The sequence below is a fragment of the Pseudomonas palleroniana genome, from assembly GCF_022836895.1.
In the GTDB taxonomy this organism is placed as follows: Bacteria; Pseudomonadota; Gammaproteobacteria; order Pseudomonadales; family Pseudomonadaceae; genus Aquipseudomonas; species Aquipseudomonas palleroniana.
Genome location: NZ_CP092411.1, coordinates 1,381,746 through 1,404,273, shown reverse-complemented (window position 1 = coordinate 1,404,273; position 22,528 = coordinate 1,381,746). Strand labels below are relative to the sequence as shown.

Genomic DNA, 22,528 nt, shown 5'->3' with positions numbered 1-22,528 from the left:
GGCTACAGCGCCAGGCGTTCCTGGCTACCGTTGAGCTGTCGCAGGTGTGCCTGCATATGCAGGCACCAGATCTGCGGATCGTCCGCCTGCTCGTAACCGTGCAGGGTCAGGCTGTCGACAATCGACTGAAGAATGGTTTCTGCCACGAAGGGTCCATGAAACGGGCCTTGGGACTTGATGGTGGAAGGCTGTTCGCCGGTCATTCCGGCGGCAAACAACAACGTCCACATCCCGTTATCCCCTGCCAGAGGACGAATGGAGCATTCGATACGGGTGACCAGGCCCAGGCACTGGCGGGTAAGGCTGAGGTTGCGCGACATGGCGGCGACCCTCGGTAGATCGGTGTTCAACCTCAGGCACATGGCGAGGCTGTTTCTATCCTGCGACTCCTGTGGATATCCCTTAAGTTGAGAATAGAGGAAAACCACAACAAACCAAGGTTGTAGGGACCAACGGGCATGCCTCTCCGAGAAGTGTCAATTTATTGGCTAGCCACCCACCAAAAATACACCGCCAACCCAATGTGGGAGGGGGCTTGCTCCCGATAGCGGTGTGTCAGTCAACCTATTCAGTGATGACCTACCGCTATCGGGAGCAAGCCCCCTCCCACACTTGCCGCGTCAAACCCAAATTCAGGTGGGTTTGGCTTCAGCCAGCGCTTGCTGTGCCAGCTCTTTCTCGGCTTCCTTCAGGTCTTCCTCGCTGATCATCTCCGCAATCGCCCGCAGGCGCTCAACCACTCGCGCATTCACGCTGCCTTCCGGGAATTGCCCTTCGGCATCCGGCTCGCCGGCGGGCTCGCCCACCAGCAGGCTCAAGGCCTCATCCGCCTGACGCACGGCATAGATGTGGAATTGGCCGTTGCGCACCGCCTGCAATACCTTCTCGTCGAGCATCAGCGTGGCGACGTTGGCCTGGGGAATGATCGCCCCTTGCTCGCCGGTCAACCCACGGGCCTCGCAGAGGCGGAAGAAGCCTTCGATCTTCTCGTTGACCCCGCCCACCGCCTGCACTTCACCAAACTGGTTGATCGAACCGGTGATCGCAAAACACTGCTTGAGCGGCGTTTTCGACAACGCCGAAATCAACGTGCACGCCTCGCCCAGGGACGCGCTGTCGCCGTCCACGTAACCGTAGGACTGCTCCAGCGCGATACTCGCCGAGATCGCCAGCGGGAATTCCTGGGCATACCGGCTGCCCAGGTAACCGGTGAGGATCATCACGCCCTTGGAGTGAATCGGCTGGCCGAGGTTGACTTCACGCTCGATGTCGACGATGCCACTGCCGCCGGGATACACCGTGGCGGAAATCCGCGCCGGCACGCCGAAGGCCGAATCGCCGACTTCCAGCACTGTCAGCCCGTTGCACTTGCCGACGGCTGCACCGGCGGTGTCGATCAGGATCACCCCGGCGAGCATGTCGTCGAGAATCCGCGCCGACACACGCCCGGTGCGCGTGGCCTTGGCCTTGAGCGCACGTTCGATATGGCCGGCGTCGGTCATTTCGTCACCCGCCAGATGGCGAATGAAGTCCGCTTCGCTGACCAGTTGGAACAAATCGCCAATCCGCGCCGACAAACGCCCCTGATGCTCCGCCAGCCGCGCACTGTAGGTGGCCAGGCGCGCCACCGCATCCGACGTCAGCGGTGCCATGCCTTCTTCTGACGTGCGGGTTTTAAGCAATTGGGCGAACTGCTCCAGGCTTTCGTCGACCATCGGGATGTCTTCGTCGAAGTCCACCAGCACGCGGAACATCTCCTGGAAGTCCGGATCGGCGTCCTGCAACGCGTAGTAGAGCTGGCGCGAACCGATGATGATGACCTTGACCTGCAACGGAATCATCTGCGGGTTGAGGGTCACGGTGGCCAAGCGGCCCAGCTCGCCCAGGGGCGACTCCATCTTCAACTTGCGCGATTGCAGGGAACGCTTGAGCGCGTCCCACACAAACGGCTCGCCGAGCATTTTTTCCGCTTCAAGGATCAGGAAACCGCCATTGGCACGGTGCAGGGCACCCGGGCGCAACTGGCGATAAGTGGTGTAGAGCGCGCCCTGGTCGGTGCTGTATTCGATACGACCGAACAGGTTGTCGTAGGTCGGGTGCGGTTCGAAAACCACCGGCGCGCCACCGTTGGTCGGGTGGCCCACCACCAGGCTCGGGCAGTATTGCTCCTCGAGCAGCTTGCGGGCCTGGGCGTCGGTCTTGGCATCGTCCACCAGTTGCTCGACCACGGTCTTGAGCAGGTACACCTGCATGGCTTGCAGGTAACCGCAGACGGCGGCGTTTTCCGCGTACTTTTCCGACAGCGGAGCGAGCAATGGCTGCAGGGCCAGGGTGATGGTTTCTTCGTTGAATTGGCGCAGTTGGTTATTCGACTCACGCTTCCACTGCGGCAGGCTGGCCAGCTCCTCGTTGAGGCGTTCTTCCAGCTCGGAAATGTCCGTGTGGAAGCGCTCGCGGTCGGCTTCCGGCAATTGCGAGAACTCGGCTTCGTCCAGCGCCTTGCCGTCGAGCATCGGCGTGAAGGCGATGTTGGAGCTGTCGCGATACAGCGCTACGTCTTTTTCCAGGGCCAGGCGTTCGATGACGTCCAACGCCTTGTCGTAGCGCTGGTTGAAGGCGCGGTCGATGGCGCTTTTGCGCTGTTGATAAGTCGGGTGTTCGAAGACCGCCGGGAAAGTCGCCACCAGGTTGTCGACCAGAGCGTTGATATCGGCGATGAACGCTGCGGCGGCGCCGCCTGGCAGCTCCAGGGCGCGCGGTTCGCGCGGCTCATCGAAATTATTCACATAGACCCAGTCCGCCGGGGTCTGCAGGCGTTTGCCTTCGGCCTTCAGGTAGCGTTTGACGAACGAAAAGCGGCCAGTACCGGGCTCGCCCATGACAAACACGTTGTAACCGGGGCGTGGCATGGCCACACCGAACTGCAAGGCTTCGACCGCACGTTCCTGGCCAAGCACACCGCGAAAAGGCTCCAAATCATTGGTGGTCGAGAAGCTGAACTGTTCAGCGGAGAAAGGGCGAGTCAGCGCTTCGGGCGCTAGACGCAAGCTGGCAGCAACAGGATCAGGCATCGGGCTTCCTTACATCAGGCGGGGCAGATGACGGCATTCTGGCTCTCGCTTGCGCGCTATGGCAAGGCGCGCCGTTGGGAAAGCTGCGCTGCGGTAGGCGCCCTGCAAAAAAAATCGCGATAAGGCCGATTGTTTTATAAAAAATAACGGAACCCCAGGATCATGCCTAAACTCCAAACTGCGCGGGTTGGACTAATAACTGGCCCCTTAGGGCGCTGCGAAGCGCCTGAACCCCTTGTCCATTGGTTTGCACACAAAGAGAACAAAGCTATGAAACGGATCCTTCTTGGTACTCTCTTCACCGTTGTCTCCCTCAATGCTATGGCAGAAGCACCAGGCGGCCCGAACTGCGGTTGGGGCAACATGCTGTTCGAAGGCCAGCGCGGTACTCCGGCGCACTTCCTCGCGTCGACCACCAACGGCACCTCGGGTAACGCCACCTTCGGCATGACCTCGGGCACCAACGGCTGTAACACCAACAGCAAGCTGACCTACGGCGGCAAGTCCTGGATTGCCATGAATGGCATGATGAACGAGCTGTCCGAAGACATGGCCAAAGGCAATGGCGAAGCACTGACCACCTACGCGGTGGTACTGGGCGTAGCCCCTGAGGACCGCGAGCACTTTGCGGCAGTGACCCACGAGCACTTCCAGCAGATCTTCAGCAAAGCTGACGTGACCGCCGACGACGTGCACACCAACACCCTCGCTGTACTGAAAGGCGATGCCCGCTTGGCGAAATACGCGACCCAAGCTTAAGCTCGACCCGCCCGCGTCTTGCGAGACGCGGGCCTTATTTTTTGGACCCGCCCCCCTTTGGGTCTCACTTATTCCGACTTAAGTTGCCCCTATGCTCAAACGCTTTGCCTGGTTGGCACTCTTCGCTTGCGCCCCGCTGTATGCGGCCGCGCCTATTGATGATCAACGTTTGCAGCAGTTGGCCAACGACCCGTTCTGGCTATCTTTGGGCCATTACGAAGCCGGCAAAATCAGCGGCTGGCGCAGTTATGTCAGCGACAAGAAATTCTTCATTGCTGCCGATGGCGCACACCACCCGGATGCCGAACTCAAGGCCACCGTCCAGGCGCTGTACCAACCTGCCAGCCTGGGTGAAAAACACGCCCAATGCGTGTACCCCGCACGCACCCGCTGGCTCAAGGACCAGTTGCACCTGACCGACCTGCCCGCCGTGGACTGCGCTGAGTTCAAGCAATGGTTCAAAGACGTCGCGCCCCACAGCGCCGTGATGATCTTCCCGGCGGCCTACCTCAACAGCCCGTCGTCAATGTTCGGTCACACGCTGCTGCGCATCGACCAGGCTGACGTGCAAAGCAACAACACCGCCCTGCTCAGCTATGCAATCAACTTCGGCGCCTATATCGAAGGCTCCGACAACAGCATTCTTTATGCCTGGAAGGGCCTGATGGGCGGTTATCCCGGCCTGTTCGCGCTGGTGCCTTACCAGGAAAAACTTTCGGAGTACCGCAGCCTCGAAAACCGCGACCTGTGGGAATACCGCCTTAACCTGACCCAGGTCGAAACCGAACGCATGGTCGAGCACGTGTGGGAGCTCAAGCAGATCCAGTTCGACTACTTTTTCTTCGACGAAAACTGCTCGTATCGCCTGCTGGAGCTGCTGCAAGTGGCCCGCCCCGGCTTGCGCCTGACGGAGCAATTCCCGCTGACCGCCATTCCAACCGACACCGTCAAGGCGGTAAAGGATGCGGGGTTGGTCGAGAAGATCGACTATCGCCCGTCCCGCGAGCGCGAGCTGCTGGAGCGCGCCAAGCCACTGGATGGCGATGAACAGCAATGGGTGCTGAAAATCAGCGACGACCAGAAGCAATTGCAGGCGCCGGCCTTCAAAGCCCTGCCCCGCGAGCGCCAGGCGCTGATCATCGACGCGGCCTACCGCCTGGGTCGCTACCGCGCCAATGGCCTGGAGCGCGACACCGAACGCTCCCAGCGCAGCTTCGAACTGCTGCGCGCCATCAACCAGAACCCGGCGCCCGACCTCAAGATCGAACGCCCCGGCCTGCCCGAGAACGGCCATGAGTCACGCACCTGGCAGGCCGGTGTCGGCACACGCGGCAGCAAGACCTTCGGCGAATACGGCCTGCGCATGGCCTACCACGACCTCAACGACAACGCCGAAGGCTTCCCGCTTGGTGCACAGATCGAAATCCTGCAAATGAAACTGCGCCAGTACGAAGGCAACCACTGGCAGCTGCAGCAACTGGACCTCGCCACCATCCGCTCCCTGACCCCGCGCAACGCCCTTTTGCAACCCTGGTCATGGCAAGTCACCGGCGGCCTGGAACGCGTGCCGGGCAAGCACGACGACCAAACCCTGGTGGCCCACGTCAACGGTGGCGCCGGCAGCACCTGGCAACTGAGTGACGACATGCTCGGCTTCGCCCTCGGCACCGTACGTGTGGAGCATAACAATGACTTCAGCGAAGCCATCTCCCCTGCAGCCGGGTTCAACACCGGCGTGCTGTGGAAAAATCCGTTGGGGAATCTGAGCCTGGAAGCCAAGGGGGATTTTTTCACCAATGGTGAAGTGCGGCGCAGTATCAGCCTGAACCAGCAATGGGAGTTGTCACGTAACCTCGGATTACGCTTGAGTGCGCAGCGCGAGTACAGCCACCTGTCGACGCCGATGAATGAAGTGATGCTTGAGGTGAAGTGGTACCACTACTGATTCAAGGTGTGGGAGGGGGCTTGCTCCCGATAGCAGTGTGTCAGTCACTGGCTACTTGACTGATGCCATGCCCCCTCCCACATTTCGGCTCGCGTATATTCAGCTACATCGCATCGCCCGCCCATTCAGGAGCTCAACCAACATGGCTGTTACCTGCACCACCCTCGAAGAAGTCAGAACCCACATCGACCACCTCGACCAACAAATCGTCACCCTGCTGGCCGAGCGCGGCCGCTACGTCTCCCAGGCCGCACGCTTCAAAAAAGACACCGATGGCGTCAAGGCGCCCCAGCGGGTTGAACAGGTGATCGCCAAGGTAAGAGGTTTATCGCAGACCGTGGGCGCCAACCCTGAAGTCACTGAACAGGTGTATCGCGCGATGATTGGGGCGTTTATCGAGCAGGAATTGGCGGAGCATGCGGCGCTGACGAGCAACCCTACACAATAAACTTCTGTGGCGAGGGAGCTTGCTCCCGCTGGACTGCGCAGTAGTCCCAATCTTTTGGGGCCGCTTCGCGCCCCAGCGGGAGCAAGCTCCCTCGCCACACGGGCAGTGCAGGTCTTTAACCCAACGCCCTTTAACCCAACACCGTTCTCACACCCCTTTCACGCCGCCCCGACAAATTCCCTTCTAGACTTCCCCTATCAGCCGTGAAACGGCCAGGGAGCAAGCGATGTGGCGGTATGCGGTAATGCTGTGTGCGGCAGTATGGTTGTCGGGTTGCCAGTCCACCCATCAAGAGTTGCTGGCCAAGGGTTATCCACCGGCCTTTGCCGATGGCTTCGATGATGGCTGCAGCAGCGGGCGCCAGGCTGCCGGGGTGATCACCGGGGAGTTTCGCAAGAACGTGCCGCGTTATCTGAAAGACCGCGAATACGCCGCGGGCTGGGAAGATGGCTTTCGCCAGTGCAAGGCCATGCGTGAGAACGAAGAGCTGCGTGACTACAAGGACAACCACTGGGACGAGCGTGAGCGCGCCTGGCAGCAGGAAAAGGACCGCGACGCCGCCCGGGCTTATCGCTCGCAATAGGTCGCTTTCAGACATCCGCCGAAACTAAAGCGCGGCGAACATGGCCCAAGCTCCATAGAGGGAGAATGTCATGAGCCGAGCTTTTGTTAATGAAGACAGCGCCGCCGCCCAGGCCGACCAGCCGGTGGAGCGTCAGGTCAGCGGCCAGCCCAATCGCCTTACCGCCCAAGGGCTGGCGCAGTTGCAGGCCAGGGTTGCGCAATTGCAGCACGCGTACAGCGCCGAAGCCGCCAAGGGCGAGCAGGCCGACAAACAGCGCCAGGCCGACCTTGAGCGGGATTTGCGTTACTTCAACCAACGCGTCCAGAGCGCTCAGGTGGTGCCTCCCGCCTTGTCGACCGACAAGGTGCAGATCGGCAGTTGGGTGACCTTTGCCAATGAGCAAGACGAGCAGCAACGCATTCAACTGGTCGGAGAAGACCAGGCCGATGCCCACGCCCATTTGATCAACTGGGGCTCGCCGCTGGGCCGCGCATTGCTGGGCGCCCAAGTGGGCGACGAGGTGCTGTGGAAACGCCCCGTCGGCGATCAGTTGATCGAAGTGATGCGTATCGAGCCCGAGGCTTAGACGATGCCTTGGGCCAGCATCGCGTCGGCCACTTTCACGAAGCCTGCGATGTTCGCGCCCTTCACGTAGTTGACCCGGCCGTTTTCTTCGCCGTAGTGCACGCAGGCGTGATGGATCGACTGCATGATGTTGTGCAGCTTGCTGTCCACCTCACCGGCGGTCCACAACAGGCGCATGGCGTTCTGCGACATTTCCAGGCCACTCACGGCCACCCCACCAGCATTGGACGCCTTGCCCGGCGCAAACAGGATGCCCGCGTCGATGAAGATATCCACTGCCTCCAGCGTGGTTGGCATGTTGGCACCTTCGGCCACGCAGAGGCAGCCGTTGCGCAGCAGGGTACGGGCGGCCTCGGCGTCGAGTTCGTTCTGGGTGGCACACGGCAGGGCAATATCGCAGGCCAGTTCCCAAGGGGTTTTGCCCTTACGGAATTCCAGGCCGAAGCGTTCAGCCAGCTCACTGATGCGACCGCGCTGCACGTTTTTCAGCTCCAGCAGCGCCGACCATTGCGTCTCGCTCAAACCGCTTTCGGCGTACAGGGTGCCCTCGGAGTCGGACAGGGAAATCACCTTGCCGCCCAGGTCCATCACCTTACGCGCCGCGTATTGCGCGACGTTGCCGGAACCCGAGATGGCCACGCGCTTGCCTTCAACGCGCTGGCCGTCGCGCTTGAGCATTTCTTCGGCGAAGTACACGCAACCGAAACCGGTGGCTTCAGGTCGGATCAGGCTGCCGCCGTAGGTCATGCCCTTGCCGGTCAGCACGGAGGTGAACTGGTTGCTCAGGCGCTTGTACTGGCCGAACAGGAAGCCGATTTCACGCGCACCCACGCCGATATCGCCGGCGGGTACGTCCACGTCAGCGCCGATATGGCGGTACAACTCGCTCATGAAGGCCTGGCAGAAACGCATGACTTCGGCATCGCTCTTACCTTTCGGGTCGAAGTCCGAGCCGCCTTTGCCGCCGCCCATGGGCAACGAGGTCAGGGAGTTTTTGAAGGTCTGTTCGAAGGCGAGGAATTTCAGTACGCCGAGGTTCACCGACGGGTGAAAACGCAAGCCGCCTTTATAGGGGCCGATGGCACTGTTCATCTGGATGCGGAACCCGCGATTGACCTGGACCTTGCCGTGATCATCCACCCAAGACACCCGGAAGGTAATGGCGCGTTCCGGCTCACAGATGCGCTCGAGAATGCCCGACGTCAGGTAGTGGGGATTGGCTTCAAGAAACGGCCACAGGCTGCGTAGGACCTCTTCCACGGCTTGGTGAAATTCCGGCTGGTCGGGGTCGCGTTTCTTGAGGCGAGCGAGGAAGGATTCGACGGATTCGATCATGAAAAGTCTCGGCAATTTTATTGTAATCAGGGTCGATTTGACCCGGACCTTAACAATTCATATCGCACCTGAAAAGCGCAAAATGTCGCCTTTGTGAATTTAAATGGTGCATTGGATATAAATAACTGGGCTTATTTGCACCAAAAAAGTGATTTCAACCTGGAGCACGCACCAACAGTTGGAGCGCTATCGGGAGCAAGCCCCCTCCCACATTTGATTGGGTTCCAGCCTTTGGAATGCGGTCGAATGTGGGAGCGGGCTTGCTCGCGAACGAATCCACCTCAGTCCCCCTGGAAAAAAGCAAAAAAAAACGGAGCCCGAAGGCTCCGTTCCTTTATCCACCCGCCGAATCAGGCCAGTTTCTTGTGCCGCACACGGTGCGGCTGGGCAGCTGCTTCGCCCAGGCGCTTTTTACGGTCCGCTTCATACTCGGTGTAGTTGCCTTCGAAGAACACCGCTTGGGAGTCATCTTCGTACGCCAGGATGTGGGTCGCGACGCGGTCAAGGAACCACCGGTCGTGAGAGATCACAATGGCGGCGCCCGGGAAGTCCAGCAGGGCTTCTTCCAGGGAACGCAGGGTTTCAACGTCGAGGTCGTTGGACGGTTCGTCGAGCAGCAGCACGTTGCCGCCCTCTTTCAGGGTCAGGGCCAGGTGCAAGCGACCGCGCTCACCACCCGACAGGTCCTTGACGAACTTCTGCTGGTCACCGCCCTTGAAGTTGAAGCGCCCCACGTAGGTACGCGACGGGATTTCATAGTTGCCGATGCGGATCTGGTCGGAACCGTCGGAGATCTGCTGGAACACGGTCTTGCTGCCGTCGAGGTCGTCGCGGCTTTGGTCCACACAGGCAAGCTGCACGGTTTCGCCGATCTCGATGCTCCCGGAGTCCGGTGTCTCCTTGCCCATCAGCATGCGGAACAGCGTTGACTTACCCGCACCGTTACCACCAATAACGCCGACGATCGCGCCTTTTGGCATGGAGAACGACAGGTTGTCGATCAACACGCGGTCGCCATAGCCTTTGGTGACGTTCTTGAATTCGATGACCTTGTCACCCAGGCGCGGGCCGGCCGGGATGTAGATCTCGTTGGTCTCGCTGCGCTTCTGGAATTCCTGCGATTGCATTTCTTCAAAGCGTTGCAGACGTGCCTTGGATTTGGACTGGCGGGCCTTGGCGCCTTTGCGCACCCATTCCAGTTCTTCCTTCATGGCTTTTTCGTGGGCCGATTGCTGCTTGGATTCGGCGGCCAGACGCTCGGACTTGGCTTCCAGCCAACCGGAATAGTTGCCCTCGTAAGGAATACCGGCGCCGCGGTCGAGTTCCAGAATCCAGCCGGCAACGTTGTCCAGGAAGTAGCGGTCGTGCGTGATCGCAACCACGGTGCCCGGGAAATCGTGAAGGAAGTGTTCCAGCCAGGCGACGGAGTCGGCATCCAGGTGGTTGGTCGGTTCGTCGAGCAGCAGCATGTCGGGAGCCGACAGCAGCAGGCGGCACAGGGCCACGCGACGCTTTTCACCACCGGACAGGTGTTCGACCTTGGCGTCCCACGCCGGCAGGCGCAGCGCATCGGCGGCGACTTCCAGCTGGCGCTCCAGGTTATGGCCATCGCCCGCCTGCAAGATGGCTTCGAGCTTGGCCTGTTCGGCGGCAAGCTTGTCGAAGTCGGCATCCGGTTCGGCGTAAGCGGCGTAGACCTCGTCCAGGCGCGCCTGGGCGTCCTTGATCACGCTGACGGCCTCTTCGACCACTTCACGCACGGTCTTGGCCGGGTCCAGTTGCGGCTCCTGCGGCAGGTAGCCAATGTTCAGTTCCGGCATCGGGCGGGCTTCGCCTTCGAACTCGGTGTCGACGCCGGCCATGATTTTCAGCAGCGTGGACTTACCCGAACCGTTGAGGCCGAGCACGCCGATCTTGGCGCCAGGGAAGAAGGACAGCGAAATGTTTTTCAGGATTTCCCGCTTCGGCGGAACAACTTTTCCCAGCCGATGCATGGTGAAGACGTATTGAGCCATGGTAAACCTAGCGTCAGTGACTGATGGATTAAGCGGGCGAAGCCCGTGCAGGCCATGCGCCACGCGGGCCGTTGACGGAAATCAATGCCTGCGTGCGGAAAAAGCCTGAATGTCTGGGGCTGGAACGCCCCCGCGTAACCGGCAAAGCTACCTCAATGCGCTTGGTCAGTCCAGCCAAGCGGGACTGGCACTTTGCCACAACTCAAGGCATGCTAGCCGCCCTTCGGGCGTCCGGCTTATAGTGCACGTCGCGCGCCAGTCCAGCCAAACCGCAGGATCACAGCTTGTCCAAAGTCACGCCGCCAACTCCCTTGCGCGCCGCTCATATTGCGCCGGGAGCGCCCCTGCACGGCACCCTCAAAGGCGCGTTGGCGACGCTTGTCCTCATGCTGCTCGCCCTATTGTTCTGGCAGTTGCTGGACCAACTGCAGCAAAACCAGAAAAACCAGCAGCAGTACACCATCGACTACAGTGCCGACCTGGCTGAACAGATCAGCCTGAACATGGCCCTGAGCGCGCAGATCGCCCTCAACCTGCTGCCCATCGTCGAGCCGCCAAGCACTCCCGAGCAGCAACAGGTCTTGATGCGCAGCTTGCAGCGCTCCTTGCCGGAGCTGCGCAGCTTCGCCCTGCTCGCGCCCAGCGGCGTGATGATCAGCGATACCGCCAGTGACAGCCAGGACAGTGCCTGGCTGGAAGAACTGGTCAAGCGCAGCCATTCCCAGTCCTATTACCTGAGCAACAACAAGGACGGCACCCTCATCTATCTGCTGCTGCACCAGCCCAGCGGCGGCTCGAAGGTGTATTGGGCCTTGCGCCTTGCCCCCGGCTACCTGACCAACCTCACGCCCCAGGACGGCCAGGGGCCGCGCCCGATGTGGGCGATCGAGAATCGCCTGAACCAGCGTGTGGTCAGCCGTGACAGTGGAATGCCGGCTCACTGGCCTGCTGCGCTGACCCCGGACGAGTTGGATAAAAGCGTGCTGGTCACGCCCTTGAGCAAAAGCGACTGGCAATTGCGCGGGCTGTTCGACCGCAGTGCGGTGCTGGAGCAACTGCTGCCGGCGTTTATCGGCAAATGCCTGCTGGGCCTGGCCTTCTCGCTGGTGCCGGTGATCGTGCTGCTGAACATGCGTCGCCGCCAACGCCAGGTGCATGAAGGCCGGCGGCGCTATCAGGACATTTTCGAAGGCACCGGCGTGGCCCTGTGCGTGCTGGACTTGTCGGGCCTCAACAGCTTTTTTGACAAACCCTACCTGCAGACCCGCGAGCAACTGAATCTTTGGTTGCAGGACAACCCCCACGGGCACAAGCAGTTGCTCAAAGAGTTACGCATCACCGAGGTCAACCAGGTTGCGGTGCGCCTGCTCAACGTGTCGTCCTGCGAGGAAGCCTGGCAGCGGTTGATCAATGACTGCCCGGACAACGCCACGTCCATCGGCCACCAGATACTCGAAGCGTTGCGCACTCACCAGAACCAGCTGGAGCTGGAAATCCGCTGCAAGGACCTGGCCGGCAACGAGCAATACCTGTGGCTGGTCATGCGCCTGCCGGAGCAGCAGGACGATTTTAATGCGGTGATCCTGAGCATCAGCGATATCACCAGCCGCAAGCTGATCGAGCTGTCGCTGGTGGAGCGCGAAAGCTTCTGGTCGGACGTGGTGCGCACCGTGCCCGACCACCTGTATGTGCAGGACGTCATCAGCCAGCGCATGATCTTCAGCAACCACCATTTAGGCCACACCCTGGGCTACAACAAGGCCGAACTGCAGCAAATGGGTGAGTATTTCTGGGAAATCCTGCTGAACCCCGAAGACGCCGAGTACTACCACGACCTGCGCCAGCAACAGCGCCAGGCCGGTTATTCGACCCAATTGCAATGCCAGCTGCGCTTTCGCCATCGCAATAACCAATGGCGGCGCTTCGATATCCGCGAGCAAGCCCTGGCACGCGACAAGAGCGCAGTGGTCACGCGGATCATCGGCGTGGCCAAGGACATTACCGACCAGATCGAAGCCAGCGAATCCCTGCGCGACAGCGAGCAACGCTACCGCATGCTGGCCGAGAGCATCAGTGACGTGATCTGCTCCACCGACAGCCAACTGGCCCTCAACTACATCAGCCCGTCGGTCAACGCCGTGCTCGGGTATGACGTGGACTGGGTGTTCAAGAACGGCTGGCAGTCGATTATCGCCAACCCGCAGCAATTGACCGGCATTTATACCCTGATGGAGCAAGTCAGCCGTGCCCTGGGTGATGCCGACGCCCTGAATACCCTGCGCGATGAAGTACAGACCCAGTTGTTCCTGTTCGACTGCCTGCGCGCCGATGGCCGCAAGGTGCCGATCGAGTTGCGCCTGGTGCTGGTGTGGGATGAGCACGGCGCGTTCGAAGGCATCCTCGGCGTGGGCCGCGATATCAGCCAGCAACGCCGCGCGGAGAAAGACCTGCGCATGGCGGCCACGGTATTCGAACACTCGACGTCGGCGATCCTGATTACCGACCCGGCGGGTTATATCGTGCAGGCCAACGAGGCGTTCAGCCGGGTCAGCGGGTATGACGTGGCGGATGTGCTCGACCAGTTGCCCAACATGCTCACCGTCGACGAACAACAGGAAGCTCACCTGCGCTACGTGCTCAAGCAGTTGCACCAGCACAGCACCTGGGAAGGCGAAGTGTGGCTCAAGCGTCGCAACGGCGAACATTATCCGGCCTGGGTAGGCATTACCGCCGTGTTCGACGATGAAGGCGACCTGGCCAGCTACGTGTGCTTCTTCAGTGATATCAGCGAGCGCAAGGCCAGCGAACAACGCATCCACCGCCTGGCGTATTACGACGCCCTGACCCACCTGCCCAACCGCACGCTGTTCCAGGACCGCCTGCATACCGCGTTGCAGTCGGCCGAGCGGCAAAAGTCGTGGGTGGTGCTGATGTTCCTCGACCTCGACCGTTTCAAGCCGATCAACGACTCCCTGGGCCACGCCGCCGGCGACCGCATGCTCAAGGAAATGGCCACCCGCCTGCTGGGCTGTGTCGCCGAGGACGACACCGTGGCACGCATGGGCGGCGACGAGTTCACCTTGCTCCTGCAACCGCGGGTCAGCCGTGAGATGGCGTTGAACCGTGCGATCACGGTGGCCGAGCAGATTCTCGCCAGCCTGGTGCGGCCTTTTGTACTGGAAGGCCGTGAGTTTTTCGTGACCGCCAGTATCGGCATCGCCTTGAGCCCGCAGGACGGCAACGAGCTGAGCCAGCTGATGAAAAATGCCGACACCGCGATGTATCACGCCAAGGAGCGCGGCAAGAACAACTTCCAGTTCTACCAGGCCGACATGAACGCCAGCGCCCTGGAGCGCCTGGAGCTGGAAAGCGACTTGCGCCACGCGCTGGAGCAGAACGAATTCGTACTTTATTACCAACCGCAATTCAGCGGCGACGGCAAACGCCTGACGGGCGCCGAAGCCCTGTTGCGCTGGCGCCACCCCCGTCGCGGCCTGGTGCCACCGGGGGACTTCATCCCGGTGCTGGAAGAGTTGGGCCTGGTGGTGGATGTGGGCGACTGGGTGCTCAGTGAAGCCTGCCGTCAACTCAAGACCTGGCACCACAACAAGGTACGGGTGCCCAAAGTCTCGGTGAACATCTCGGCGCGGCAGTTCTCGGATGGCCAGTTGGGTGAACGCATCGCCACCATCCTCAAGGACACGGGCCTGCCGCCGGCGTGCCTGGAGCTGGAGCTGACCGAAAGTATCCTGATGCGCGAGGTCAACGAAGCCCTGCAAATCCTCGCCGGCCTGAAAAACCTGGGCCTGAGCATTGCGGTGGATGACTTTGGCACCGGCTATTCGTCGCTCAATTACCTCAAGCAGTTTCCCATCGACGTACTGAAGATCGACCGTACCTTTGTCGACGGCCTGCCGTCAGGCGAACAGGATGCCCAGATCGCCCGCGCCATTATCGCCATGGCCCACAGCCTGAACCTGGCGGTGATCGCCGAAGGCGTGGAAACCCACGAGCAACTGGACTTCCTGCGTGAGCATGGCTGTGATGAGGTGCAGGGTTATCTGTTTGGGCGGCCGATGCCGGCCAACCGGTTCGAGGCGCAGTTCAGCAATGATGCGCTGTTCATGTTCGACTGAACTGGCCTCATCGCGAGCAAGCCCCCTCCCACACAATGGCACCGCTGATCCGTGGATGAGCCCCACTTGTCCGCGACATGATGTCCTTTCATATGCCATCTAAAACCCATTGAGTTAGAATGCCTTCCTTTTCTGCCCCCCGATCCTTGAGGACCGCCATGTTCAGCCGTGATTTGACTATTGCCAAGTACGACGCCGATCTCTTCGCCGCCATGGAGCAAGAAGCTCAGCGCCAGGAAGAGCACATTGAGCTGATCGCTTCGGAAAACTACACCAGCCCTGCGGTGATGGAGGCTCAAGGTTCGGTTCTGACCAACAAATACGCCGAAGGCTACCCAGGCAAGCGCTACTACGGTGGTTGCGAGTACGTCGACGTGGTCGAGCAGTTGGCGATTGATCGCGCCAAAGAACTGTTCGGTGCCGATTACGCCAACGTCCAGCCGCACGCCGGCTCCCAAGCCAACAGCGCGGTGTACCTGGCCCTGCTGCAAGGCGGCGACACCATCCTGGGCATGAGCCTGGCCCACGGCGGTCACCTGACCCACGGCGCCAGCGTTTCCTCCTCCGGCAAGCTGTACAACGCCGTTCAATACGGTATCGATGCCAACGGCCTGATCGACTACGACGAAGTCGAGCGCCTGGCGGTTGAACACAAGCCGAAAATGATCGTGGCCGGTTTCTCTGCCTACTCGCAGATCCTGGATTTCCCACGCTTCCGCGCTATCGCTGACAAAGTCGGCGCTTACCTGTTCGTCGACATGGCCCACGTGGCGGGCCTGGTCGCCGCAGGCGTCTACCCGAACCCGGTGCCTTACGCTGATGTGGTCACCACCACCACCCACAAGACCCTGCGCGGTCCACGTGGCGGCCTGATCCTGGCTCGCGCCAACGCCGACATCGAGAAGAAGCTGAACTCCGCCGTCTTCCCAGGCGCCCAGGGTGGCCCGCTGGAGCACGTGATCGCGGCCAAGGCGATCTGCTTCAAGGAAGCCCTGCAGCCTGAGTTCAAGGCTTACCAGCAACAAGTGGTGAAAAACGCCCAGGCCATGGCCAAAGTGTTTATCGACCGCGGCTTTGACGTGGTATCCGGCGGTACTGAAAACCACCTGTTCCTGCTGTCGCTGATCAAGCAGGACATTTCCGGTAAAGATGCTGACGCTGCCCTGGGCAAAGCCTTCATCACCGTGAACAAGAACTCGGTACCGAACGACCCACGTTCGCCGTTCGTCACCTCCGGCCTGCGCTTCGGCACCCCGGCTGTGACCACTCGTGGCTTCAAGGAAGCAGAGTGCAAGGAACTGGCCGGCTGGATCTGCGACATCCTGGCTGACCTGAACAACGAAGCCGTGATCGACGCGGTCCGTGAGAAGGTCAAGGCCATCTGCAAAAAGCTGCCGGTATACGGCGCTTGATTGCAGTGGTTTGAATAAGAAGCCCGGCTCCAGAGCCGGGCTTTTTTATGCCAATTTGAATATGAAATGCCATCAACTGTGGGAGGGGGCTTGCTCCCGATTGGCGGTATGTCAGTGATAGATAACTGCCTGGCACCCCGTCATCGGGAGCAAGCCCCCTCCCACAGTTGCCTGTATTTCAAGTCAGGATTGGTAAACCTGCTGGAACCCGTCGCGAATTTTCTGTTCCGGCAACTCATCGGCAATGAACACGATCACACTCTCCCGCGCCTCGTCCTCGGCCCATTCGGTATCCCAATCGAACCCGTACAGCTTGAGCACGCCCTGGAACACCAGGCGTCGATCCTCCCCGGCAATGTTCAGCACGCCTTTGTAGCGCAGCAGTTGCTTGCCGTGATCTTCGAGCAATTCGTTCATGAACGCGCTGAGACGATCGATATCCAGCGGCTGGTCGGTGCGCAGCACCAGGCTTGAGATGCGGTCGATGGAAGGCGCGGCACTCACCGGGCGCAGTGTCATGCCGGCGTTGAGGTTGAAACCGCGAACATCGAGCAGTTCGGCCAGATCGATGGCGCCATGGTCTACCACACGAATCGGCGCACGGCGGTTGATGCGGGTCAGGCGCTGGCTCAGGGCGTCAAACGTCGCGTCATCCACCAAATCACGCTTGCTCACCAGCAGGCGGTCGGCGAAACCGATCTGGGCCTGGGCGATGGTCTGGGTCAGGTGATGTTCGGCGTGGGCGGCGTCCACCAGGGTGATGATGCCGTCGAGGATGTAGCGCTCGCGCAGTTCTTCGTCGATGAAAAACGTCTGGGCGACGGGCGCGGGGTCGGCCAGGCCGGTGCATTCGATCACCAGGCGGTCGAAGGCGATCTCACCGCTGTCCAGACGTTCCAGCAGCAGGTACAGGGCTTTGGTCAGGTCGGTGTGGATGGTGCAGCACACGCAGCCGTTCGACAGGGTCATGACTTGCACCGGCTCATCACCCAGGAGTTGGGTGTCGATACCGGCGTCGCTGAATTCGTTTTCGATCACGGCGATTTTCAGGCCGTGCTCGGCTTTTAGCAGGTGCCGCAGCAAGGTGGTCTTGCCGGCGCCCAGGAAACCGCTGAGGACCGTGACTGGAATGGGAGAGGACAAGCGCAATTCTCCTGAAGCAATACATAAACAAATGTGGGAGGGGGCTTGCTCCCGATAGCAGTGCTTCAGTTAACACATTCGTCGACTGTCACACCGCTATCGGGAGCAAGCCCCCTCCCACAGTAGAATCACCGCCAACCCGAATTAACGGGTCAGCAGCACTTGGGCCCACCCTTGCCGCCGTAACGGGCCTCCTGGCGTTCCCGGAAGAACGCCTTGTAGTCCATCACCGGTTTGTCCGGGTGTTTGGTTTGCATATGCTCGACGTAAGTGTCGTAGTCGGGCATGCCGACCATCAGGCGCGCGGCCTGACCGAGGTATTTACCGAGGCGACTGATGTCATTGAACATGGTTGCAACCCTCGATTACGCGTCTGGTACAGCCTGGAATGGGGCTTCTTTATCCGTACGTTCCTTGTTGCCCCAGGCGGCGACACCCACCTTGAGCGCATAGAACAGGATACTGAACACCACAAACAGGAACAGCGCCGTCAGCGTTGCGTTGGTGTAGGCGTTGTAGATCACGTGCTGCATCTGGTCGATGCTCTTGGCCGGGGCCAGGATCTGGCCGTTCGCCAGGGCATCGCTGTACTTCTTGGCCAGCGACAGGAAACCGATCGCCGGGTTCGCGTCGAACAGCTTGATGAAGCCTGCGGTGGTCGTGCAGATCAGCAGCCATACCGCCGGCAGTAGGGTGACCCAGATGTAGCGTTGGCGTTTCATCTTGATCAGCACCACGGTGCCCAGCATCAGCGCGATACCCGCGAGCATCTGGTTGGAGATACCGAACAGCGGCCACAAGGTGTTGATGCCGCCCAGTGGGTCGATCACGCCTTGGTACAGCAAGTAACCCCACATCGCTACGCACCCTGCGGTGGCGATCAGGTTGGCGGTCCAGGATTCGGTGCGTTTGAGCGCCGGCACGAAGGAACCCAGCAGGTCCTGCAGCATGAAGCGACCGGCACGGGTGCCCGCGTCGACGGCCGTGAGGATGAACAACGCTTCGAACAGGATCGCAAAGTGGTACCAGAACGCCATGGTGTTTTCACCCGGCAGTACGCTGTGCAGGATCTGCGCGATACCCACCGCCAGGGTCGGCGCACCACCGGCACGGGCCAGGATGGTGGTTTCACCAATGTCGTGGGCCACGGCCTGCAGCGCCTCGGGCGTAATCGCAAAGCCCCAGCTGCTGACGGTTTGCGCCACGGCCATCACATCACCACCGACCACGGCAGCCGGGCTGTTCATGGCGAAGTACACGCCTGGCTCGATCACCGAGGCGGCAACCATGGCCATGATCGCCACGAACGACTCCATCAACATGCCGCCGTAACCGATGTAGCGGGCGTTGGTTTCGTTATCCAGCAGCTTGGGCGTGGTGCCCGAGGAAATCAGTGCGTGGAAACCCGACACTGCGCCACAGGCAATGGTGATGAACAGGAACGGAAACAGGCCGCCCTTCCAGACCGGGCCGGTGCCGTCGATGAATTGGGTCAGGGCCGGCATTTTCAGCTCTGGCATGGTGACCAGGATGCCGATTGCCAGGGCGATGATGGTGCCGATTTTCAGGAAGGTCGACAGGTAGTCACGTGGCGCGAGGATCAGCCACACCGGCAGCACTGCGGCGACGAAACCGTAGCCGATCAGCATCCAGGTGATCTGGATACCGGTGAAGGTAAAGGCTTTGGCCCAGACCGGGTCGGCCGCAATTTGCCCGCCCAGCCAGATCGAACCCAGCAGCAGCAACACCCCGAGGATCGAGATCTCACCAATGCGGCCCGGGCGGATGTAGCGCATGTACACACCCATGAACATCGCGATCGGGATGGTCGCCATCACCGTGAAGATGCCCCATGGGCTCTCGGCCAGTGCCTTGACGACGATCAGCGCCAGCACCGCGAGGATGATGATCATGATCAGGAAGCAGCCGAACAGCGCGATGGTTCCCGGGATGCGGCCCATCTCTTCGCGGACCATGTCGCCCAGCGAACGGCCATTGCGACGGGTGGACAGGAACAGCACCATGAAGTCCTGCACCGCACCGGCCAGTACCACACCGGCAATCAGCCACAGGGTGCCGGGCAGGTAGCCCATTTGCGCCGCCAACACCGGGCCGACCAGCGGGCCTGCACCGGCAATCGCCGCAAAGTGGTGACCGAACAGAATATGTTTGTTGGTCGGCACATAGTCCAGACCGTCATTGTTGAGCACTGCGGGGGTGGCCCGCCGAGGATCGAGTTGCATCACGTTGTTAGCGATGAACAAGCTGTAGTAGCGATAGGCAACCAGATAAATGGCCACCGCCGCGACCACAATCCACAAGGCGTTGATCGCCTCGCCGCGGCGCAAGGCCACTACGCCCAGGGCGCACGCTCCTACAATTGCCAGCACCAGCCAGGGTAGGTGGCGTAGCAGGCTATTATTATTTTTCATTTTTATATTCCAGCCAGGGTGGACAGAAGGACAGCCACCCCGAGTTTAGCGCTGTTGGCTTCAAAGACCACCCCCCTACGTTGGTCTAGAGCCTTGCGATGGCAAAAAAAGCAGAAAACCACGCCCGATGATGGCGCAGGGCTACACTGCTTCTATCCACAGAGGGATTCACCATGACCGAACACCCGCCTGAACGTCGCTGCTTCCGCCGGATCGCAATGGACGCTGTGACCGAACTTCGGCAAAACGGCCACGAATGGCCGGTTAAATTAGTGGACTTGTCGCTGAAGGGTTTGGCAATAAAACGACCCGAAGCCTGGAAGGGTAACAAGGCATTACCGTTCGAGGTCGATATCCGCCTGGACCCAAAGGCGCACATCAAGATGCAGGTGAAACTGGCCCACGATGGCGACGACCAATTAGGGTTTGTGTGCAAGGAAATCGACCTGGAGTCGATCAGCCATCTGCGCCGGCTGATCGAGCTGAACCTGGGTGACCCGGAAGAACTCGAGCGCGAACTCGGCGCCTTACTGGAAGTGTGATCCCTCAGGGAAATGCGGTTCGTGCCGGGAAGTCGCTTTCCGTGTCCCAGTAACCCTGTTTCTGGCTTGAAGTGCTCTGCCATTGCCCGTCGACAAAGCGATAAGTCTGATAACGGGTGGTGAAATCATCCTCTTCACCTTCACCCTCGCCCTCCATGAAGCATGACACCTGCAGCAGCTCATCCGGCCCGCCGCTGGCCGGATGAGCCACTTTCCAGGCCGCCTTGCCCGTGTGGGCCAGGGTCAACGGCTGGACTTTGCCCTCGGCATTCTTGTAGCTCATCGGCTTGAGTTGCTGTGTAGCCGGCTGCAACAGTTGGGTGGCCGGGCCGCTGTAGGTGCCCATCGGCGCGGTTTGATCAACGATCAAAAAATACACAGGTTCGGGCAGCCCGTTGAGCGCAGCTTTCTTGACCTTGGCCAACGGGTAGCCCAGGTCCTGCTGCGCGATCTCCTCACCGGCAGCCGACACCAGCCGCACGCGGGCTTCAAGCAGCGGGTTGTCGACCAGATCGCCAGGCTCGTCAAACGAGTCTTCAAGCTGCCCGTTGCCCCAACTGTCCTTATGCAGCTGCGGGCTGATGCGCTGGTCTTCCAGCACCTGCAACTGACGGCCCTCTTCGATCGTCAGCGTCTGCGCCAGGCGGTAACCGGCCGGTAGCTCCACAGCCCAGGCCATGGCGGGTGCGCCGACCAGCAGGACAAACAGGGCCGCGAGGCCCGGGTAACTGAATCGTTGCATAGCGTCCCTTCCCGATTTATTCGAACAGTGCGTCCAACGCCTGCTCCAGGCGCGTGACAGCAATAATTTGCAAGCCTGCCGGCGACTCTTTCGGCGCGTTGCCCTTGGGCACGATAGCGCGCTTGAAACCATGCTTGGCGGCTTCCTTCAAGCGCTCCTGGCCACTGGGCACCGGGCGTACTTCGCCAGACAGGCCGACTTCGCCAAACACCAGCAGGTCATGGGGCAATGGCCGGTTGCGCAGGCTGGACATCACCGCCGCCATCAACGCAAGGTCGGAGGCGGTTTCCAGTACCTTGACCCCGCCGACCACGTTGAGGAACACGTCCTGGTCATGGGTGGGAATACCGCCGTGACGGTGCAATACCGCCAGGAGCATCGCCAGGCGATTCTGATCCAGGCCGAGGGTGACCCGTCGCGGGTTGGCCAAGTGGCTGTCATCCACCAGCGCCTGGACCTCCACCAGCATCGGGCGGGTGCCCTCCCACGTTGCCATCACCACGCTTCCCGGGACTTCTTCCTGGGCACGCGTCAGAAAAATTGCCGACGGGTTGGAGACTTCTTTCAACCCCCTGTCGGTCATCGCGAACACACCGAGTTCGTTGACCGCGCCAAAGCGGTTCTTCACCGCCCGTAACAAACGCAGACGACCATCGGATTCGCCTTCGAAATACAGCACGGTGTCGACCATGTGCTCAAGTACTCGTGGCCCCGCCAGCGCCCCTTCCTTGGTCACATGGCCGACCAGGAAGATCGCCGTGCCGCTCTGCTTGGCATAACGCACCAGCAGCGCCGCGCTTTCGCGCACCTGGGACACACCGCCCGGCGCCGATTGCAGTTGTTCGGTGAAAATGGTCTGGATCGAGTCGATCACCATGACCTTGGGCTTTTCGATACGGGCCGTGGCGATGATGCTTTCGATGCAGGTCTCGGTCATCACCCGCAGTTGGTCCTGGGGCAAACCGAGCCGTCTAGCGCGCATGGCCACTTGCTGTTGGGACTCTTCACCGGTGACGTACAGCGCCGGCATGCGGCTGGCGATGCTGCACAGGGTTTGCAGCAGGATGGTCGACTTGCCGATGCCCGGGTCGCCACCGATCAACACCACCGAGCCATCCACCAGGCCGCCACCGAGCACGCGGTCCAGCTCACCGGACGCCGTGGAGAAACGCGGGATCTCCTCGACACTGACCTCGGCCAGCGTCTTGATCTGCGCCTGTTGCCCGGTCCAGCCGGCACGCCCGGCAGGCGCCGCCGCACCGCCGCTTTCGATCATGGTTTCAGTCAGGGTATTCCACGCGCCGCACTCGCTGCACTGGCCGGCCCACTTGGGAAAGGTCGCGCCGCACTCCGTGCAGCCGTACATGCGCTTGGCCTTTGCCATTTGAGAACCTCCAA

17 protein-coding genes are annotated in these 22,528 nt (G+C 60.8%); 8 read left to right on the top strand and 9 right to left on the bottom strand.

The genetic code is table 11. The features are described from left to right. Positions 1-2: 2 nt before the first annotated feature. Both MJP36_RS06355 and MJP36_RS06350 read right to left on the bottom strand, forming a co-directional pair. A complete protein-coding gene (locus MJP36_RS06355; protein WP_060752295.1) occupies positions 3-320 on the bottom strand; it encodes a PA4575 family protein in 318 nt (105 codons plus the stop codon). 312 nt (positions 321-632) lie between these two features. Next, positions 633-3,071 (bottom strand): Lon protease family protein, encoded by a 2,439-nt coding sequence (locus MJP36_RS06350; RefSeq protein WP_198762440.1) that lies wholly within the window; start codon positions 3,069-3,071, stop codon positions 633-635. 270 nt (positions 3,072-3,341) lie between these two features. Between MJP36_RS06350 and MJP36_RS06345 the strand changes: the two genes are divergently transcribed. The 5 genes from MJP36_RS06345 (at position 3,342) to MJP36_RS06325 (ending at position 7,374) form a co-directional block, all read left to right on the top strand. Continuing rightward, positions 3,342-3,830 carry a DUF3015 domain-containing protein gene (locus MJP36_RS06345; protein ID WP_060752297.1) on the top strand — a complete coding sequence of 163 codons (489 nt, stop codon included), beginning with the start codon at positions 3,342-3,344 and terminating at the stop codon, positions 3,828-3,830. A gap of 91 nt (positions 3,831-3,921) precedes the next feature. Beyond that, positions 3,922-5,775, top strand: a complete 1,854-nt coding sequence (locus MJP36_RS06340) for an Lnb N-terminal periplasmic domain-containing protein (RefSeq protein ID WP_244385055.1) — start codon at positions 3,922-3,924, stop codon at positions 5,773-5,775. Between the two features lie 142 nt (positions 5,776-5,917). After that, on the top strand, positions 5,918-6,223 hold the full coding sequence (locus MJP36_RS06335; RefSeq protein ID WP_244385054.1) for a chorismate mutase: 306 nt from the start codon (positions 5,918-5,920) through the stop codon (positions 6,221-6,223). A gap of 226 nt (positions 6,224-6,449) precedes the next feature. Further along, positions 6,450-6,806, top strand: a complete 357-nt coding sequence (locus tag MJP36_RS06330) for a hypothetical protein (RefSeq protein ID WP_244385053.1) — start codon at positions 6,450-6,452, stop codon at positions 6,804-6,806. Between the two features lie 70 nt (positions 6,807-6,876). Further along, positions 6,877-7,374 (top strand): GreA/GreB family elongation factor, encoded by a 498-nt coding sequence (locus tag MJP36_RS06325; RefSeq protein WP_060752301.1) that lies wholly within the window; start codon positions 6,877-6,879, stop codon positions 7,372-7,374. Here the strand turns inward: MJP36_RS06325 and gdhA are convergent. Next, positions 7,371-8,708: an NADP-specific glutamate dehydrogenase gene (gene gdhA, locus MJP36_RS06320; protein WP_244385052.1), complete on the bottom strand. Its 1,338-nt coding sequence runs from the start codon at positions 8,706-8,708 to the stop codon at positions 7,371-7,373. The two genes, MJP36_RS06325 and gdhA, sit on opposite strands and share 4 nt — an antisense overlap. 350 nt (positions 8,709-9,058) lie before the next feature. Further along, complete coding sequence (gene ettA, locus MJP36_RS06315) at positions 9,059-10,723, bottom strand: energy-dependent translational throttle protein EttA (protein ID WP_060752303.1); 1,665 nt, start codon at positions 10,721-10,723, stop codon at positions 9,059-9,061. A gap of 284 nt (positions 10,724-11,007) precedes the next feature. On the opposite strand from ettA, the gene MJP36_RS06310 reads away from it, so the two are divergent. Then, on the top strand, positions 11,008-14,859 hold the full coding sequence (locus MJP36_RS06310; protein WP_279613750.1) for a sensor domain-containing protein: 3,852 nt from the start codon (positions 11,008-11,010) through the stop codon (positions 14,857-14,859). 158 nt (positions 14,860-15,017) lie between these two features. Further along, a complete protein-coding gene (gene glyA, locus MJP36_RS06305; RefSeq protein WP_060752305.1) occupies positions 15,018-16,271 on the top strand; it encodes a serine hydroxymethyltransferase in 1,254 nt (417 codons plus the stop codon). A 183-nt stretch (positions 16,272-16,454) separates the two neighbouring features. On the opposite strand, the gene yjiA is transcribed toward glyA, so the two are convergent. From yjiA to MJP36_RS06290, 3 genes are all read right to left on the bottom strand, one after another. Beyond that, positions 16,455-17,414, bottom strand: coding sequence for a GTPase (gene yjiA, locus MJP36_RS06300; protein ID WP_244385051.1), 960 nt, complete (start codon positions 17,412-17,414; stop codon positions 16,455-16,457). Between the two features lie 152 nt (positions 17,415-17,566). After that, the gene (locus MJP36_RS06295; protein ID WP_003194308.1) at positions 17,567-17,764 is read right to left on the bottom strand and encodes a YbdD/YjiX family protein; all 198 of its coding nucleotides are present in this window, start codon (positions 17,762-17,764) and stop codon (positions 17,567-17,569) included. Between the two features lie 15 nt (positions 17,765-17,779). Then, entirely contained in the window at positions 17,780-19,846 is a 2,067-nt protein-coding gene (locus MJP36_RS06290) for a carbon starvation CstA family protein (RefSeq protein WP_198762435.1), read from the bottom strand. Positions 19,847-20,019: 173 nt separating this feature from the next. On the opposite strand from MJP36_RS06290, the gene MJP36_RS06285 reads away from it, so the two are divergent. Beyond that, positions 20,020-20,388: a PilZ domain-containing protein gene (locus MJP36_RS06285; protein WP_205344966.1), complete on the top strand. Its 369-nt coding sequence runs from the start codon at positions 20,020-20,022 to the stop codon at positions 20,386-20,388. Between the two features lie 4 nt (positions 20,389-20,392). On the opposite strand, the gene MJP36_RS06280 is transcribed toward MJP36_RS06285, so the two are convergent. Both MJP36_RS06280 and radA read right to left on the bottom strand, forming a co-directional pair. Continuing rightward, complete coding sequence (locus tag MJP36_RS06280; RefSeq protein WP_244385050.1) at positions 20,393-21,130, bottom strand: hypothetical protein; 738 nt, start codon at positions 21,128-21,130, stop codon at positions 20,393-20,395. Positions 21,131-21,146: 16 nt separating this feature from the next. Continuing rightward, positions 21,147-22,514, bottom strand: coding sequence for a DNA repair protein RadA (radA, locus tag MJP36_RS06275; RefSeq protein WP_060752310.1), 1,368 nt, complete (start codon positions 22,512-22,514; stop codon positions 21,147-21,149). Between the last annotated feature and the right edge of the window lie 14 nt (positions 22,515-22,528).

What these genes read in the sequence shown, in the direction of transcription:
- MJP36_RS06280 (WP_244385050.1), bottom strand. Translation starts at nt 21,130, where the DNA reads ATGCAACGATTCAGTTACCCGGGCCTCGCGGCCCTGTTTGTCCTGCTG.
- MJP36_RS06340 (WP_244385055.1), top strand. Translation starts at nt 3,922, where the DNA reads ATGCTCAAACGCTTTGCCTGGTTGGCACTCTTCGCTTGCGCCCCGCTG.
- MJP36_RS06325 (WP_060752301.1), top strand. Translation starts at nt 6,877, where the DNA reads ATGAGCCGAGCTTTTGTTAATGAAGACAGCGCCGCCGCCCAGGCCGAC.
- MJP36_RS06335 (WP_244385054.1), top strand. Translation starts at nt 5,918, where the DNA reads ATGGCTGTTACCTGCACCACCCTCGAAGAAGTCAGAACCCACATCGAC.
- glyA (WP_060752305.1), top strand. Translation starts at nt 15,018, where the DNA reads ATGTTCAGCCGTGATTTGACTATTGCCAAGTACGACGCCGATCTCTTC.
- MJP36_RS06330 (WP_244385053.1), top strand. Translation starts at nt 6,450, where the DNA reads ATGTGGCGGTATGCGGTAATGCTGTGTGCGGCAGTATGGTTGTCGGGT.
- MJP36_RS06295 (WP_003194308.1), bottom strand. Translation starts at nt 17,764, where the DNA reads ATGTTCAATGACATCAGTCGCCTCGGTAAATACCTCGGTCAGGCCGCG.
- MJP36_RS06345 (WP_060752297.1), top strand. Translation starts at nt 3,342, where the DNA reads ATGAAACGGATCCTTCTTGGTACTCTCTTCACCGTTGTCTCCCTCAAT.
- MJP36_RS06285 (WP_205344966.1), top strand. Translation starts at nt 20,020, where the DNA reads ATGACCGAACACCCGCCTGAACGTCGCTGCTTCCGCCGGATCGCAATG.
- MJP36_RS06350 (WP_198762440.1), bottom strand. Translation starts at nt 3,071, where the DNA reads ATGCCTGATCCTGTTGCTGCCAGCTTGCGTCTAGCGCCCGAAGCGCTG.
- MJP36_RS06355 (WP_060752295.1), bottom strand. Translation starts at nt 320, where the DNA reads ATGTCGCGCAACCTCAGCCTTACCCGCCAGTGCCTGGGCCTGGTCACC.
- ettA (WP_060752303.1), bottom strand. Translation starts at nt 10,723, where the DNA reads ATGGCTCAATACGTCTTCACCATGCATCGGCTGGGAAAAGTTGTTCCG.
- gdhA (WP_244385052.1), bottom strand. Translation starts at nt 8,708, where the DNA reads ATGATCGAATCCGTCGAATCCTTCCTCGCTCGCCTCAAGAAACGCGAC.
- radA (WP_060752310.1), bottom strand. Translation starts at nt 22,514, where the DNA reads ATGGCAAAGGCCAAGCGCATGTACGGCTGCACGGAGTGCGGCGCGACC.
- MJP36_RS06290 (WP_198762435.1), bottom strand. Translation starts at nt 19,846, where the DNA reads ATGAAAAATAATAATAGCCTGCTACGCCACCTACCCTGGCTGGTGCTG.